This window comes from Venenivibrio stagnispumantis (genome assembly GCF_900182795.1).
GTDB classification, from domain to species: domain Bacteria; phylum Aquificota; class Aquificia; order Aquificales; family Hydrogenothermaceae; genus Venenivibrio; species Venenivibrio stagnispumantis.
This window is the reverse complement of record NZ_FXTX01000001.1, coordinates 75,430-91,762: the sequence shown is the minus strand read 5'-3', so window position 1 is coordinate 91,762 and position 16,333 is coordinate 75,430. Positions and strand designations below refer to the sequence as shown.

Here is a 16,333-nt window from a genome sequence, read left to right as displayed (position 1 = left end):
CCAGATTTTATAATGGTTTTACTGAGCCGTTTTCTACACGATAAACAATATCGGCTCTATCTTCTATTTCTTGGTCGTGGGTTACCACTATAAGCTGTTTTATAAAATTTTTCTCTTTTATACTACCGAGTAAATCTACAAGTTCCTGTCTTCTTTCTGTGTCAAGATGTATTGTTGGCTCATCAAGTATTAAGAAATTTGCTTTACTACCAAGATACCTTGCTATTGCAAGTCTTAAAGCAAGGCTAAGGGCTACCCTCTGTCCTCCACTTAATGCTTCTACGCTTATCTTTCTTTCTTGTCTTTCTAAGGTTTCCGGATATAAGATTATATCAAAATCTTCATCAAATGTTATTTTTGAAAAATAATCTTTAAAGAAAAATAGATGAGAAACAACTTTTGGAAGCTCATATAAAGCCCTATTTCTTATATTTTTTTGTAATTCAAATAATGCATTTTCTACTTCTTCATATTTTTTCACAGAAATTTTTAAATTTTCCATTTTGTTATTTAAATCTTTTATCTCTTCTATCTGTTTTTCTAAAGCATTTATATATCCGGATAACTCTCCTATCTGAGCCATTAATCCGGAAAGTTTATTATTTAAATATGTTAAATTTTGTTCTATCTGAGAAAGCTGTAATTCTTTTGAGTTTATATCTTGCTGGATTAAATTTTCATCTCTTTTATTTGATAAATCAATTTTTTCAAGCTCTTCTTGTAGATTTTTAATCTCTTCTTTTATTTTTAAAGATAATTTTTCTTGTTCTTTTTTTTGCTCTATTAGATTTTTTACTTTTATAAATTCTCTTTCTTTTTCTTTTAGATTTTGTATTTCCTGCTTTAACTTATTTTCTTCTACTTTTCCTATTTGAGAATAGATTTTATCTATCTTCGCTCTTAAATCATTGAGCTGTTTTTGTAGAGTTTGAATATTTAGGTTTTCTCTTAAAATTGTTTTATATTTTGAATAATCATCTTTTTGATTTTGTAGGAATATCTCTATTTCTTTTATCTGATTTTCTATCTCTTCTTTTTTGCTTATCTCTCTTTTAGCTACTTCAAATTTAGCTTTTTTTTCGTTTAGTTCTTTATATATTGTTTTATAAATTTCATATTGATTTTTATACTCTTCCAATAACTTCCTTATCTCTTCTTCAAAATCTATCTGCTGAGTTATTTGTTTTAATTTATCAGATATTTCTTTATATTCTGCTGTTTTTTGTTGTAGTTGTAGATTTAAATCTTTTATAACTTCTTCTTTTGAGTGTTGGTCTAATGGTCTAAGGCAGGTAGGACAACTTCCTTTTAGATTATTTATATTTTCAAGCTGTTTTTTTAATATTTTTATCTGAGATTCTACTGCTCCTTTTTCTGCGGTTAGTTCTTCAAGTTGCTTTCTTAATTGATTTATTTTATCTTGATTATTTTTTATCATTTCATTTCTCACTTCCGGATTTTGTTCAAGCATTTTATAAATCTGTTTTTTTGATGAAAGTATTTTTGCTACATTTATAACTTTATCTCTTTGTTCTTTTAGTTGTTTTTCTTTCTGATTTATTTCTGATTGTAATTGTCTTAACTCTCCTTCTTTTTTATTTATCTGTGATAAATGTTGTTCTAACTCTTTTTTTTGTTTTTCTTTTTCTTCATACTCTTTGGCTATTTTTTCAAATTTCTTTATAAATTCTTCATTTTCTTTTGCTTTGTTATATTTTTCTTCTAAATTTTTTCTCTCTATTTCAAGTTTTTTAACTTCTTGATAAAGTGATAAAATTTCTTCCTTTTCTTTTAACTCTTTAACTGCTTGAGTAAGTTCAGGTAATTTCTTTTCTTCATTTTCTACATTTTTTATAAATTCTTCTATCTCTTTTAATCTTTTTTTATTATTTTCTATTTTTATATTTATTGTTTCTATTCGGTTTTTCAGCTGGATTATTTCTTCTTTTTCTTTTCTTAAATTATTTAAAATTTGTAGTATCTCTTTTTTATGGTTTTCTATTTTTCTTTTTTCTTCTTCTACTTTTGATTTTTCTGCTTCTTTTTCTTCTTTTTCTGATAATAATTTCTCCATATTTGCAATTAAATTATCTAAATCCTGAATTCTTACTTCTATATCTTTGATTAATCTTTCTTTTTCTCTTCTTTTTTCTGCATATTTTTCTGACAATAGCTGGAATACTTTTAAATCAAGTAGTTCTTCTAAAACTTCTTTTCTTTTTGATGGTGTTAATTTTATTAATCCTTCTATATCTCCTTGTTTTACAAGGACTGAGTTTATAAATGTTTTTAATGTTAAACCGGTTAATTTTGGTAATTCTTTATCTATATTTTTTTGAATATAAGGAATTTCCTGTTCTCCTCTTAGCTGATATACCAAAGAGGTTGTGTTTGCTCTTCCTCTTGTTGCTGTTATTTCTCTTTTTATAACAAAATCTTTATTATCTTTTGTAAAATAAAGCTTTACTACTGCTCTATTTCTTCCCCATTTTATTAAATCTATCAGATTTCCCTTGTCTGATTTTCCAAATAATGCAAAGCTAACTGCTTCAACAATAGAACTTTTTCCGGCTCCATTATTTCCTATAAAAGCAGTTATTCCATTATCTGCAAACTCTATTTCTGTGTTATCATGGATAAGAAAATTATTTAAAACAATGCCTTTTAATCTCAACTTTAAGCCTCTTTGTAGATTTTTTTGTTATAAAATTTTATCATAGTTGATTTCGTCATTAAATTGAAATAATATTAAGTTAAAAACATTTTTGAGGTAAAAAATGGATATAGTTTTAAAATATCTTCCTAAGTATACAATTGAGGATTATAAAAAATGGGAAGGTGATTGGGAACTTATAGAAGGCATTCCTTATGCTATGGCTCCTTCACCTTTTGGAAAACATCAAGAAATTATTTCTAATTTGATAATACAAATTTTTGAATCTATTAAAAATTGTCCTGAAAAATGTAAAATTTATCCAGAACTTGATTGGATAATATCAGAAAATACTGTCCTAAGACCGGATTTGATAGTTATCTGTAAGAAGATAGAGTTTTATTTAAAAGAAGCACCGGAGGTAGTTATTGAAGTAGTTTCAAAATCTACTGCCGAAAAAGATGAGTATATAAAATATGATATATACCAAAGGGAAAAAGTTCCTTACTATATTCTTGCTTATCCGGATATTGAAAAAGTAAGAGTTTTTAACCTTGTTAATAATAAATATGAAAAATATTTTGATTCTGATGAAGAAATCCTTAAAATAACATTAAAAAATGGTTGTGATATCAATATTGAGGTAAAGGCTTTATTTAGCTAACCAGATTTCAAATTTGATTTGTTTAAATCTGTAAAAAAATATATATTATATAAGCAAAATTTTTAAAAAATGGAGTGAAAAATAAATGGTATATGATATTGAGTTTGATGTTGTTGTAGTAGGTGGCGGACATGCCGGTATAGAAGCAGCATTGGCTGCTGCAAAGCTTGGAGCAAAAACTGCTTTGATAACTCTTGATAAAGAAAAGATAGGATTGATGCCCTGTAATCCGGCTATTGGTGGAATAGCAAAAGGAATAGTTGTAAGAGAGATAGATGCTCTTGGTGGAGAGATGGGAAAAGCAATAGACCAGACAGGTATTCAGTTTAAAGTTTTAAACACAAGAAAAGGTCCGGCAGTAAGGTCTCCAAGAGCCCAAGCAGATAAAGAAGAATATAGAAAATATATGGTAAATAAAACTCAAAATACAGAAAATTTAACCGTAATAGAAGATGAAGTTACAGATATATTTATAGATGAGATAAAAAAAGAAGTAAAAGGAGTCCAAACAGATAAAGGCTTAAAAATAGCAACAAAATCAGTAGTAATTACAACCGGCACATTTTTAAATGGTCTTATTCATATAGGAGATAAAAGATTTCCTGCCGGTAGAATGGAAGAAAAACCTGCAAACAAATTACCTGAATTTTATAAAAAAGCCGGATTTGAACTTGTTAGATTTAAAACAGGAACACCTGCAAGATTAGATAAAAGAACAATAGATTTCTCAATCCTTGAAAAAGCCCCCGGAGATTATCCACCACCTAAATTTTCATTCTGGACTCAGCCAAAAGGAAGTTATTGGTTTAAAGAAAAAGAGCAGATAGATTGTTATATAACTTACACAACACCTGAAACCCACAGAATAATAAAAGAAAATCTACATAGAACAGCTTTATATGGTGGAGCTATAACCGGCATAGGTCCAAGATATTGCCCTTCCATAGAAGATAAAATTGTAAAATTTGAAGGAAAAGAAAGACATACAATATGGTTAGAACCGGAAACAAAAGATGGAATAAGCATATATCCAAATGGAATGAGCACTTCTTTGCCGGAAGAGATACAATGGCAGATGTATAGGTCTATTCCCGGATTAGAAAATGTAGTATTACTAAAACCGGCTTATGCAATAGAGTATGATGTAGTCCCACCAACAGAGTTATATCCTACTCTTGAAACAAAAAGAATAAAAGGATTATATCATGCAGGTAATTTTAATGGAACAACCGGATATGAAGAAGCAGCAGGACAGGGAATAGTTGCCGGAATAAATGCAGCATTAAGAGCTTTTGGAAAAGAACCATTTTATATAAGAAGAGATGAAGCCTATATCGGAGTTATGATAGATGATTTAACAACAAAAGGAGTTATAGAGCCTTACAGATTATTTACTTCAAGGTCAGAATACAGATTACATTTAAGACAAGATAATGCAATACTCAGACTTTACAAAAAAGCATACAATATAGGAATGCTTTCAGAAGAAGAATATAAATTCGTAAAAGAGATAGAAGATGAAATATCAAGATGGATAGAAGATTATAAAAATAGATTTATAAAGGAAGAAAATAAAAAAATCTCAGTATTTTCAGTTTTACAAAAACCTGAGATAAATATGGAAAATATTACAGATTATGATGTTCCGGTTCCACAATCTGATTATATTAAAGAAGAAATTGAGATAAATATAAAATATGATGGCTATCTTGAAAGAGAGATAAAAATGAATGAAAAATTAAGATACTTAGAAAATATAAAAATACCACCGGATATAGATTATTCAAAAGTAGCAGGACTTACAAAAGAGGCAGTTCAGAAATTAACAAAGGCAAAGCCTATAACCCTCGGGCAAGCTTCCAGACTTGAAGGCATAACACCGGCTGCCATAACTGCTATTTTAGTCCATATTGAAAAAATGAAAGAAAATAAAAAAGCAGTGTAAAATTTGTAAAAGTTTTAAATACACTTGTTAGATGAATAGCAATTTATTAAATATGATATAATTTTTCCACAATTATACTGAAAAAATAAATGAATAAGGTGATTACCTATGACAAAAAAGAATGAAAACAGAGAAGCGGAAATTTTGGATACTCTTAAAAATGTTTTTGTAGAATTTTATAATTTCATTCATGAAGATGAACATGCATCATCTTTTTTTTCATCTTTTAATCAGATAGAATTTTTAATAGAAAGACAAAGTTTTTTTCTACTTAATGCGATAGAAGCCCTTGAAGAAAGTAAAAATGAAGAAGTCAAAAGAGAATTATATAAATTAGCAGAAAGACATTTTAAATTGGGAATATCTCCAAAAAGTATATTTGATTTCATAAATCTTTATATAAATTTACTTAATGAAAAAAAAATAAATGTTGATGAATCTGTAATAAATACAATGGAAAATATGTTAAAAGAAACTACTGCAAAAACTTATATAAAAGAATATATAAATGAAATAATAGATTTTCTTAATAAAGAAAAAGAATTAAAAAATACAAATAAATATGATGATTATTTTTATGAAAATGTTTTAAATTATTTAAAACAAATAAAAGAATTAGTAGATGAAACTAATAAAAACTTTGATAAACTTTCATTATTTACACACACAATTTGTAATGTTTTTAAGCTTGAAAACAGTATTGCTTTTAAAGTAATGTTTTATGGCAAAGAAGAGCAACTTTTGGAATTTAAATCTATCCACAAAAAAATTCACGAATATACAAGAGATATAATTTCTTATCTTGTAAACGGTAAGTATAAAGAGTCTGTAATTTTAACATCTGAAATGTTGTTTTACCTATATAAGCTTATTTATACTTATTCAGATATTTCTTTAAGATGGAGAGATAATAAAAAATCAATTTTATCTGAGTATATTTATTCCCAAAAAAATAATTTAAAAACATACTTACTTATTATAGAAACTAAAAAGGATATTTTGATAGGAAATGACATAAAAAAAGTTATATTTAACTATTTAGAAAATTATTTTATAGATTTCCAATTTATAATTTTTGATGAAATAGACGGAAATATTAATATATTAATCAATCAGGAAGATTATTATTTTAATCTAAAATTAGATAATTTATTGAAAGGATTTAAGAATATTGCTGATTATTTGAAAGAAAAATATATTTCTATCACTGAAAAACCTATTATAAGAATTGGAAGAATCGATTTATCTACTTTAAAAATGTATTCTTTAAATAAAGAAGAAATATCCGAAATTATTAACTTAATTAGAGATATTTTAGAAAAAGAAAAAAGTGATGATATTATATTAATAGTAGATTATAATACACAGATAAATAAGATAATAAGTGCAGTTTATGAAAATTTAGAGATTAAAAGAATTGCACTTAATCAACTGAAAAAAGAGGAAATAGATTTGTTTGTCCATAAAATTTTTGATTTAACCGGAAAAGAATTTGCACTTGAGATACTTGCAAGGATAAAAAATCCCTCTGATAAAAAATATATACCTGCCGGTAAGTTTTTAAGGGTATTTGAAGAAAAAGGACTTATGGGTGAGTTTGATAGGGTTATTCTAAAAAAATTAAGAGAAAACATAAAAGATATAAAAAAGATATCTAAAAATATCTTTGTAAATATTTATCCAACATCTCTTTCGTATGAGCCTGTAGTTAAAGAAATAGAACAAGTAGTAAATGTTTTTAAAGAAGAAAATCTTAATCTCTTCCTTGAAATAACTGAATATGCTATCGTATCAAACAAAGAAATTTTTAACCATTTAGAAAACAAAGATCTTTTCATTGCTTTTGATGATTTTGGCACAGGATATACAAATTATGAGATAGTAGGAGAACTTGGAGAGAAAAATAGGGCAAAAGTAATAAAAATAGATGGGTCAATAGTAAAAAGAATGGTAGAATCTAAAATCTATGAATCAATGGTTGAATCAATAACTTTATTTTCCAATAAAGTAGGTATGAGTACCGTATATGAATTTATAGAAAATGAAGAAATACTTAATAAGATTAAAGAGATTGCTAAATATCTAAAATTAAATCCGGAAAACTTGTTATTACAGGGGTTTTATCTTCATGTTCCTACTTATTATAAAGATGAGATAAAGGCATAAGATAGAAGGAATTAAAATGGAAAATTCAAGTAGTTTAGAATATATTTTTTGTATGTAATTTTGATTTTGGAGAATTGAAATGGCTACAGTAGAAGAAAGAGTTGAAAGGCTTGAAAATTTAATGGAAGAATTAATAAAATTGAATGAAAGATTGTCCAAAGAGATGAACAAAAGATGGGGTGAGTTAGCTAATAAACTTGGGACAATTGTTGAAGATATAATAGCTCCGGCTGTTTCTCCGGTTATAAAACAATACTTTAATTGTGAAATAGATGATTTACAGGTTAACAGAAAGAAAAAAGATAAAAAAACCGGATTAAAAGATGAGTTTGATGTTATAGCAGTTAGTGATGATTGTAAGACTGTATTTTTAGTGGAAGTTAAATCTACACCAAAAATTGATTATATAAATGAGTTTAAAGATAAAAAGATAGATAGATTTTTAACTTTATTTCCGGAATATAGGGAATATAAACTAATTCCTATCTTTGCAAGCTTAAGATTAGAAGAAGATATAATAAACTATCTAACAAAACAAAAAATATATGCAATGGCTTATAAAGAATGGGAATATATGGATATCCTTAATTTTGATAAAATAAATCAATTAAATTGATTCAAAGAAATCAGAAGGAGTTCAAAATAAACCGTATAAATATATTCTGCCATATCTAAATTTTTCAAAAATTTAAATTTACCAAATATATATATTTTCCCTCCCCACCTATAAGATGATGGAGAGGATTAATCTTTTTTATTTACATTTCACATTTATCTTCTTTGTCTGTGATAGGCACTTCTGGGCAAAGATGTAATTTTCTTTCTTCACCTACTATCATATAGTATAATACCGGAACAACAACAAGGGTTAATAATGTTGATGCAACTGTTCCAAATATTAATGCAATAGCAAGTCCATTGAAAATAGGGTCAAAGATTATAACAAATGCACCTACTACAATAGCTGCTGCAGTTAATAATATAGGTCTTGTTCTTACTATACCGGCTTCAAGTAATGCCTCTTCCAAAGAATATCCTTCTTTTAATTTTTGTTCTGCAAATTCAACAAGCAATATAGAGTTTCTTAATATAATACCGGCAAGAGCTATAAATCCTATCATAGATGTTGCTGTAAAGAAAGCACCCATTATAAAATGCCCCGGAATAATACCAACGAGAGTAAAAGGTATAGGGGACATTATAACAGCAGGCATTTTGAAAGATTTAAACCATCCTACAAGTAAGATATAAAGAACAACTATTGCCACACCAAAAGCTATTCCCATATCTCTAAATGTTTCATAAGTAACCTGCCATTCTCCATCCCATTTTACATAATATCTATCTGTAAGCTCAGGTTGGTGAGTTAATAGCTCTTCTACTCCTTTTCCATCAGGAGTTTTGATATTCTTTATTTTATCCCATAAATCTAAAATAGGATAAACCGGACTACCAACTTTATCATTTACATTAGCTATTACATAAACAACAGATTGGAGATTCTTTCTATATATATCTCTTTCTGTAGAGCTTTGTTCTACTGAAACAAGAGAACCAAGTGGAACACCGCCCTGTGGTGTTGGAAGTTTCATAGATAATATATCTTCAATGGAAGTTCTATATTTTTCATCTAATCTAACAACTATACTTACCGGATGTAAATCATCAGAGGTATGCATTAATCCTACTTTATGTCCTGCAAGGGCTATTCTTACGGTTTTTACTATCATATCTTCTGTAAAGCCATATCTTTTGGCTTTTTCCGAATCTACTTTAATAAGATACTCTTTTTGAGGGTTATTATCATATATTCCTACATCTATTATTCCCGGTGTATTTTCAAATATTTTCTTTATTTCATTTGCAACATATAACTGCCCTTTATGGTCTGGCCCATAAACTTCTGCAACAATAGGAGATAAAACCGGCGGTCCTGGTGGTGGCTCTACTACTGCTATATATTTAGCTCCATTGGATTTAGCTATTTTTGCTATATCATCTCTTATTCTTTCTGCTATTTCATGGCTTTGGGCTTTTCTATCGTGTTTGCTTATTAAATTTATCTGTATTTGAGCAAGGTTTGGAGCCTCTCTTAGATAATAATGTCTAACAAGCCCGTTAAAGTCAAAAGGTGCCGGTTGTCCTACGTATATTACATAATTTTTAACTTCATTTATATTTTTTACATAATCTGCTATCTGTTTTGCAACCCTGTATGTTTCTTGAAGTGGTGTTCCTTCTGGCATATCTAACACAACCTGCAACTCACTTTTATTATCATAAGGAAGCATTTTTACAAGCACTGCCCTTGAAACTAATAATAAGATAGATATAACAAGAAGCATACCGGCAAATCCGAGGAAAAGCCATCTTTTTGTTCTACTTTGGAATAAAGGCATATATATTTTGTTAAATAATTTAACTAATATATCAGCTTTTGCTTCATCTTCTTTTGCAAGGGCTTCCGGTGATTTATGCTCTTCATCATGTTTCATCCATCTTATTGCAAGATAAGGTGTCAATATGAAAGCAAGAAGCATAGAGAAAAACATTGCTACCGATGAATTAATCGGTATAGGTCTCATATATGGGCCCATTAAACCTGTTACAAAAGCCATAGGTAAAAGAGCTACAATAACAGCAAATGTAGCAAGTATTGTAGGATTACCTACTTCATCTGTTGCAACAACGGCAGCATCTTCCATTGATAATTTTTTCATAGAAAACCATCTATGAATATTTTCAAGAACAACAATAGAGTTATCAACTAAAATACCTATGGAGAATATAAGTGCAAATAAAGTAACCCTGTTTAAAGAATATCCATACATCTCGCTAAGGAATAATGCTATTGCAAGGGTTACCGGTATTGTAACTGCAACAATTAATGATTCTCTCCATCCAAGAGTTACTGCTATAAGTAAAACAATTGAGAATGTTGCTATGAGTAGGTGTTCTATTAGCTCATTTGCTTTTTCGGAAGCAGTTTCTCCATAATTTCTTGTAATGGTAATATCTACATTGGAAGGTATAATTCTACCTTTCATTTCATTTAATTTTTCTATTACATTTTCTGCAACTACTACTGCATTACTTCCAGTTTTTTTAGCTACTGCTATTGTAACTGCATTATCTATCTGATTTCTATCTTTGCCACTTTGAACTCCATATCCAAATTGGACATAATTTTCAATCTCTCCTTCTCCTTCTTCTACCCTTGCAACATCTTTTATAAAGATAGGTTTTCCTTGATATACCGTAATAACTACATTTTCCACATCTTCCTTAGATTTGAAAAATTGACCTGTTCTTACTTTATATCTATAATTATCTTTATCAAATTCTCCGGAAGGTAAAGAGAAATTAGCATTTTGAAGTGCCTGAACTACCTGAGGTAAAAATATGTTATAAGCATTTAATTTTGCAGGGTCAAAATATATATCTATCTCTTTTGGTTTTGAACCTATTATTGTTGTTTCTGATATATTTTGAAGCTGTTTTATCTCATCTTCTACAACTTCGGCTATTCTTCTTAAATCATAAGAAGATAACTCCTTTGAATGTAATGTTATTGCAAGGATAGGCACATCATCTATGGATTTTGGTTTGATAATAGGGTTCATTGCCCCTTCCGGCATTCTGTAATAGTTAGACATTACTTTGCTGTATAGTTTTACAAGGCTATCTTCCGGACTTGCTCCAACTTTAAATCTTACGGTAGTAATTCCAAAACCATCTCCGGCATAAGAATATACATACTCTACATCAGGAATTTCCCACATTAATTTTTCAAGGGGCTTTACTATAAGATTATTTACCTCATCTGATTTGGCTCCGGGAAATGGAACCATTATATCTATCATAGGGACAACTATTTGAGGCTCTTCATCTCTTGGGGTAGTAAATACTGCAAAAAATCCAAGTAATAAAGAAGCAACAACCAATAAAGGTGTTAATTTTGAATTTATAAAAGCCTTTGCTATTTTTCCTGCTAATCCAAGATTATTCATCCCTTAACCTCCAATCTTACAGCCATCACATGCTTTTTCTACATTATCTTTTACTATAACTTCCCCTGAGGTTAAGCCGGATAGGACTTCTACTTTATCTCCATAATCTTCACCGAGTTTAACATATCTTAAATTCATTGTTCCATCCTTAGATACTACATAAACAGCATTAAGCTGACCCCATTTAACAACTGCTGATTTTGGAATAAGTATTTTTTCTTTCTTTGCTATAGGCAATAACATTTTTCCATACATTCCGGAAGATAATCCTTCTTCATAAGGAATTTCTACTTTTATCATAAAACTTCTGTTCATAGGGTCTATATTTGGATTTTTTTGAATAACTTTTCCTTTTACAACTTTGTTAAGAGTATCTATTTTTATTTCTACTTCATCGCCTACTTTTATTTTATCCACAAGAGATTCATCTAAATTTGCAACAAATTGTAATGTTTTATCACCGATGATGAATATTGGCATTCCCGGTGCTACCATATCTCCTTCATCATTCATCTTTTTAAGTATATATCCATCAAAAGGTGCTGTAATTGTTGCATAAGATTTCATAACTTTAATCTGTCCTATTTTCGCATTAACCTGTTTCTCTTTTGCATCTATTTGAGAGATTTTTGCATTTATCTGGTCAACCATAGATTTTGCTGCTATCATTTTAGTTTCTATCTCTTCCAATTGTTGTTTTGATACTGCATTATCTTGATAAAGATTTTTAAATCTTTCATAAGTTCTTTTTGCAAATTCATAATTTTCAAGTGCTGCTTTTTTTCCGGCAAGGGCTTCTTCTCTTGCTTTTTTAACTTCTTCTAAACCTGCAAAAGCTTCTGCCTCTTGCTGTCTTATTTCAGAATCATCAAGAACTGCAAGAACCTGTCCTCTTTTTACATAATCTCCTTCTTTAACATTTATTTTTAAAACTCTTCCCATCCATTTTGTAGCAACTTTTGCATTGTTTTCTGCAGAAAGTGTTCCATCTGTTTTGTAATATTCATCAACCTGCTCCGGTGTGATCTGTAAAGTTGACAATCCGGATACAACCTTTTTTTCTTCTTTTGCCGTTCCCGGTTCTACCCTGTGGGATAAAAATCCACCAAGCCATAGTATAAATATAGCAATAGGAACTACAAAAAAGAGTATAAATTTTAACACCTTATTTTTCATCATTGCTTAATCTCCTCCAAAAGTTTTCCTGATTGATATTTAAGCTCCAAGATAGATAATTGGCAGTTGTATGTTGCCTGTGCTTTATCAAATTTTATCTTATCATACATTGTTTGAGTGTCAAGTAAATCTATCATTGAAGCAAGCTGATTTTTATATCTTATCTCTGTTGTTCTTAAAACCTCTTCTGCATATTTAAGATTTTCTTCTGCTGTTTTTAATTTATCTTGCTGGGTTAATGCTTCTTTATATGCTTTATATACATTGAATTTAATAAACTCTTCAAATCCTTTTTCCTGTTGTTTATATTGATTATACATCTCTTTTGAAGCTTTATATCTGTTTATATTTTGCATACCATCAAATAATTTCCAGTTTAAAGCAACTCCTACAGTAAACCAATTTCCTTTTGCACCGGCAAAATTTTTATCATTCATTTCATAAGAAGCAAATGCTCCTATGGTTGGGAGAAAATCCGATTTTGAAAAATCTACCATATTTTTTGCTATATTTACTTTTTCTTTAACTGCTATTAAATCTAATCTTTTAGAAAGGGCTTCCTGCTCATAGCTTTCTAAATCTGTTTTTAAATCTTCACAATATAAATCTCCAACTATCTCAATATCTGCTGGATTTTGATTTTCTTCTCCCATTGCTGTTAAAAGACCTTTTTTAGCAATAAGATAGTTATTTTCTGCTTCTTTTATTTTAGATTTCATATCAGAAAGATAAACTTTTGCTCTTAGTAAATCTGCATTTATTGCAAGACCATTTTCTACCATAACTTTTGCAGTGTTATAATGTTTTTCTGCATCTTTATATGCTTGATTTGCCAATTTTATAGCTTCTTTTGCAAGAAGGGCTCCGTAATATGCTTTTGATATATCGTATATAACTTTTTCTTTTGTTCTTTCTGTTTCATATTTTGTAGCAGTAAAATCTTTTTCTTGCATCTTTATTCCGGTTGTTATTTTACCACCGGTATAAATAGGAAGCTGTATATCTATTTTTGTTTGCCAGTTATTTACATAAGGATAATCCGGTTTGTTAAAATTTATTCCCATTGAACCAAACATTGGGTTTAAGGCAGTCATATCAACAAATTTTGATGAAGTTATAAAATCAAGCCTTTTTTGATTTAAAGTATTCATTATAGCATAACCGGGGTTATCTGTTCTATAAAATATCTCATTTAAAGATACAGTAGGAAATCTCATACCTTTTGAAGATTCATATTGGTATTTTTTTGATTGTAAAAGATTTTTTTGGGCTTTTAACTCATAACTATTTTCCAGTCCTGTATTTATAGCTTCTTGCAGTGTTAATTCTTTTGCAAAAACTGCAGAAGATATTAAAGTAAGCATAAACAAACTATATCTGAATCTCATTTTCTCCTCCGTATTTATGGAATATTAGAATATTAGAATATTAATATATTATAATAAAATCGCCAAAATTTCAATATTAGCTATCCCATCAGGATATTATATCTTTCAAGTAATCAATATCGTATATTTCTATTTTTCCCCTTTCTGTATCAATTATTCCTTCTTTTTTCCATCTACTTATTATTCTAATTGCTGTTTCTACGGTGGTGCCGGTCATTTCTGCTATATCCTGTCTTGTTATAGGTGCATTTATAACTACTTTATCTTTTTCTTTTTTTCCTATTTTTTCTGCAAGTTCTAATAATAATGTGGCTATTCTTCCTTCAACTTTTTCAACGGCTAAACTTTTTAATCTATCATAAGCTTCTAATATCCTTTTGGATATATCACAGGTTATTCTAACTGCCAATGCAGGATACATAACAAGCAGTTTTAGAAAATTTGAGTTTGATATATACAATAATTTAGAATCTATAAGTGCTCTTGCTGTATAAGTGCTTGTTGGTTTAGAATCTTTTAATACAGGCCAACCTATAATATCATAAGGTGTTGCAAGCCTTAAAATTACTGTTTTTCCTTCTAAGGTTTCTTTTTCAAGTTTTACTATCCCTTCTAATACTATATATATTCCCGGTTCTTCATCTCCTTCTGTAAAGATATAATCTCCTTTTTTGTATTCTTTTATATAAAAAAATTTGGCTATCTCTTTAATCTGGTCATCTTTCAACTCTTTAAATATATCTATTTTCCTCAAAATCTCTTCTCTTTCCATGCTTTACCTCTTATCTTCTTATTGGAATTGAGCTAAACAGATATTTCAAGTAATCGTCTGTGAATAATAAACCTCCACCTATATAAAAACCTCTTACAGAGCGATTTGCAAGGTCTGAACCCCCTGCTCTGATAAAGAAAGGTGTATCTCCAAATTTATATTGGAAACCTATATCAAGTTGTGGATTGTTTGGTTGGTTTACTAAATCTTTTCTGTTAAATCTGTATAAATCAGAATATAATTTTAGATTATCAGATAGAACTAAGTCAGCCCCTATATCAGCAGAAGAATCTTTTATACCGGCTCTTATCCAAAACTGGGTAGCTCCAAATGTTAATAATCTTCTTGCATATTGTAAATCAAATAATATTCCGTAAGATTTTGTCACATAAGTTGTTGTTGTTCCACCGGCAGTCACTTCTTCTTTCTTAGATACAGTTCCATTTGAATTTGATAATATTCCTACATAATAATATCTATCATCAGATGGGATAAATGCTGCACCAAAACCTGCCTTAGAATCTTTATTACCGGTATGTTTTTCTCCATACATCTGAATATCAAGTCTTGAATCATTTACTATTTTAAATGGTTTAGCAAAAGATTTTACACCTTCATTTGTATTGTTATATAAACTATCGTCATTTACAAGTTTTCCAAGGGTTCCTCTTCCTTCATTTACTTTTGCAAGTATTTCATGAAGCTGTTTTGTTGATTCTCTTAACTGTTCTATGGATACTTTTATATCTCCTCTATTTTCAGATAAAACTACATCTACCTGATTTGCTGCTTTTTCTACAGAATCAAGAACCTTTGGAGTTTTTTCTTTTAAAGCAGCCGATGTTTCTTTTAGATTTGCTATTAATGCTCTTATATCTTCCCTGTTTTCTGATGTTATTTTTTCTACATTATCAACGGTTTTATCTATTTTAGCTATTAAAGGTGGTAATGTTTCTCTTAAAGAAGCTGTAATTGCCTTTATATTTTCTATGGATGCTTTTATATTTTCTCTATTTTCTGAAACTGTATCTGCAGTTGTAGCAGCAAATCTATCAAAATCTTCCAATAATTTTTTTAATCTATCATCTCCGGTTGCCTGATTTAATGTTTCCGAAAGGTTTCCGAATTTATTTGCAGCTTCTTTGACTGCTTGCATTGTATCTTCTGTAGTTGCTACCATCTGAACATTTTGGATAACATTACCTTCTGCAAGCTCCCCTGCCGATGGATTTCCCGGGTCAACATATATATATTTGTCTCCCATTAAACCATAAGTTCTAATATATATTTTTGCATCTTTGTATATTGGTATATCTTTGTTTATAGAGAATTTTACTTTCACTTTTGAATTTTCAAAGGTGATATCATCAACCATCCCGGCTTTTACACCTCTTACCTGAACATCTGCTCCTTTTGATAATCCGCCGGCATCATCAAAATATACATAATAATATTTTGTTGCTACTCCAAAATTTTTATTTCCAAAGGTTATTATTAAATAGCCGGCAATTAATGCAATTATTGTTACAAATATCCCTACTTTTAACTGGGTTTTCATT

The 16,333-nt window shown here is 29.0% G+C and carries 10 protein-coding genes; 4 read left to right on the top strand and 6 right to left on the bottom strand.

The features are described 5' to 3' along the window. Nucleotides 1-7 precede the first annotated feature (7 nt). Nucleotides 8-2,674, bottom strand: coding sequence for an AAA family ATPase (locus QOR43_RS00400; RefSeq protein WP_283571393.1), 2,667 nt, complete (start codon nucleotides 2,672-2,674; stop codon nucleotides 8-10). 103 nt (nucleotides 2,675-2,777) lie between these two features. Between QOR43_RS00400 and QOR43_RS00395 the strand changes: the two genes are divergently transcribed. The 4 genes from QOR43_RS00395 (at nucleotide 2,778) to QOR43_RS00380 (ending at nucleotide 8,044) form a co-directional block, all read left to right on the top strand. Further along, complete coding sequence (locus QOR43_RS00395) at nucleotides 2,778-3,317, top strand: Uma2 family endonuclease (RefSeq protein ID WP_265133533.1); 540 nt, start codon at nucleotides 2,778-2,780, stop codon at nucleotides 3,315-3,317. 85 nt (nucleotides 3,318-3,402) lie between these two features. Next, nucleotides 3,403-5,262, top strand: a complete 1,860-nt coding sequence (gene mnmG, locus QOR43_RS00390) for a tRNA uridine-5-carboxymethylaminomethyl(34) synthesis enzyme MnmG (protein WP_265133532.1) — start codon at nucleotides 3,403-3,405, stop codon at nucleotides 5,260-5,262. Nucleotides 5,263-5,370: 108 nt separating this feature from the next. Beyond that, nucleotides 5,371-7,428 (top strand): EAL domain-containing protein, encoded by a 2,058-nt coding sequence (locus QOR43_RS00385; RefSeq protein WP_265133531.1) that lies wholly within the window; start codon nucleotides 5,371-5,373, stop codon nucleotides 7,426-7,428. 79 nt (nucleotides 7,429-7,507) lie between these two features. Next, nucleotides 7,508-8,044: a hypothetical protein gene (locus QOR43_RS00380; RefSeq protein ID WP_265133529.1), complete on the top strand. Its 537-nt coding sequence runs from the start codon at nucleotides 7,508-7,510 to the stop codon at nucleotides 8,042-8,044. Nucleotides 8,045-8,186: 142 nt separating this feature from the next. Here QOR43_RS00380 and QOR43_RS00375 read toward each other — a convergent pair whose 3' ends face one another. From QOR43_RS00375 to QOR43_RS00355, 5 genes are all read right to left on the bottom strand, one after another. Continuing rightward, complete coding sequence (locus QOR43_RS00375; RefSeq protein WP_265133528.1) at nucleotides 8,187-11,438, bottom strand: efflux RND transporter permease subunit; 3,252 nt, start codon at nucleotides 11,436-11,438, stop codon at nucleotides 8,187-8,189. A 3-nt stretch (nucleotides 11,439-11,441) separates the two neighbouring features. Continuing rightward, nucleotides 11,442-12,617 (bottom strand): efflux RND transporter periplasmic adaptor subunit, encoded by a 1,176-nt coding sequence (locus tag QOR43_RS00370; RefSeq protein WP_265133527.1) that lies wholly within the window; start codon nucleotides 12,615-12,617, stop codon nucleotides 11,442-11,444. Then, nucleotides 12,614-14,002 (bottom strand): TolC family protein, encoded by a 1,389-nt coding sequence (locus QOR43_RS00365; protein WP_265133526.1) that lies wholly within the window; start codon nucleotides 14,000-14,002, stop codon nucleotides 12,614-12,616. Before QOR43_RS00365 ends, QOR43_RS00370 begins: the two co-directional genes overlap by 4 nt. Before the next feature lie 88 nt (nucleotides 14,003-14,090). After that, on the bottom strand, nucleotides 14,091-14,774 hold the full coding sequence (locus QOR43_RS00360; protein WP_265133525.1) for a Crp/Fnr family transcriptional regulator: 684 nt from the start codon (nucleotides 14,772-14,774) through the stop codon (nucleotides 14,091-14,093). Nucleotides 14,775-14,784: 10 nt separating this feature from the next. Next, nucleotides 14,785-16,332, bottom strand: coding sequence for an MlaD family protein (locus tag QOR43_RS00355; RefSeq protein ID WP_265133524.1), 1,548 nt, complete (start codon nucleotides 16,330-16,332; stop codon nucleotides 14,785-14,787). Nucleotide 16,333 lies beyond the last annotated feature (1 nt).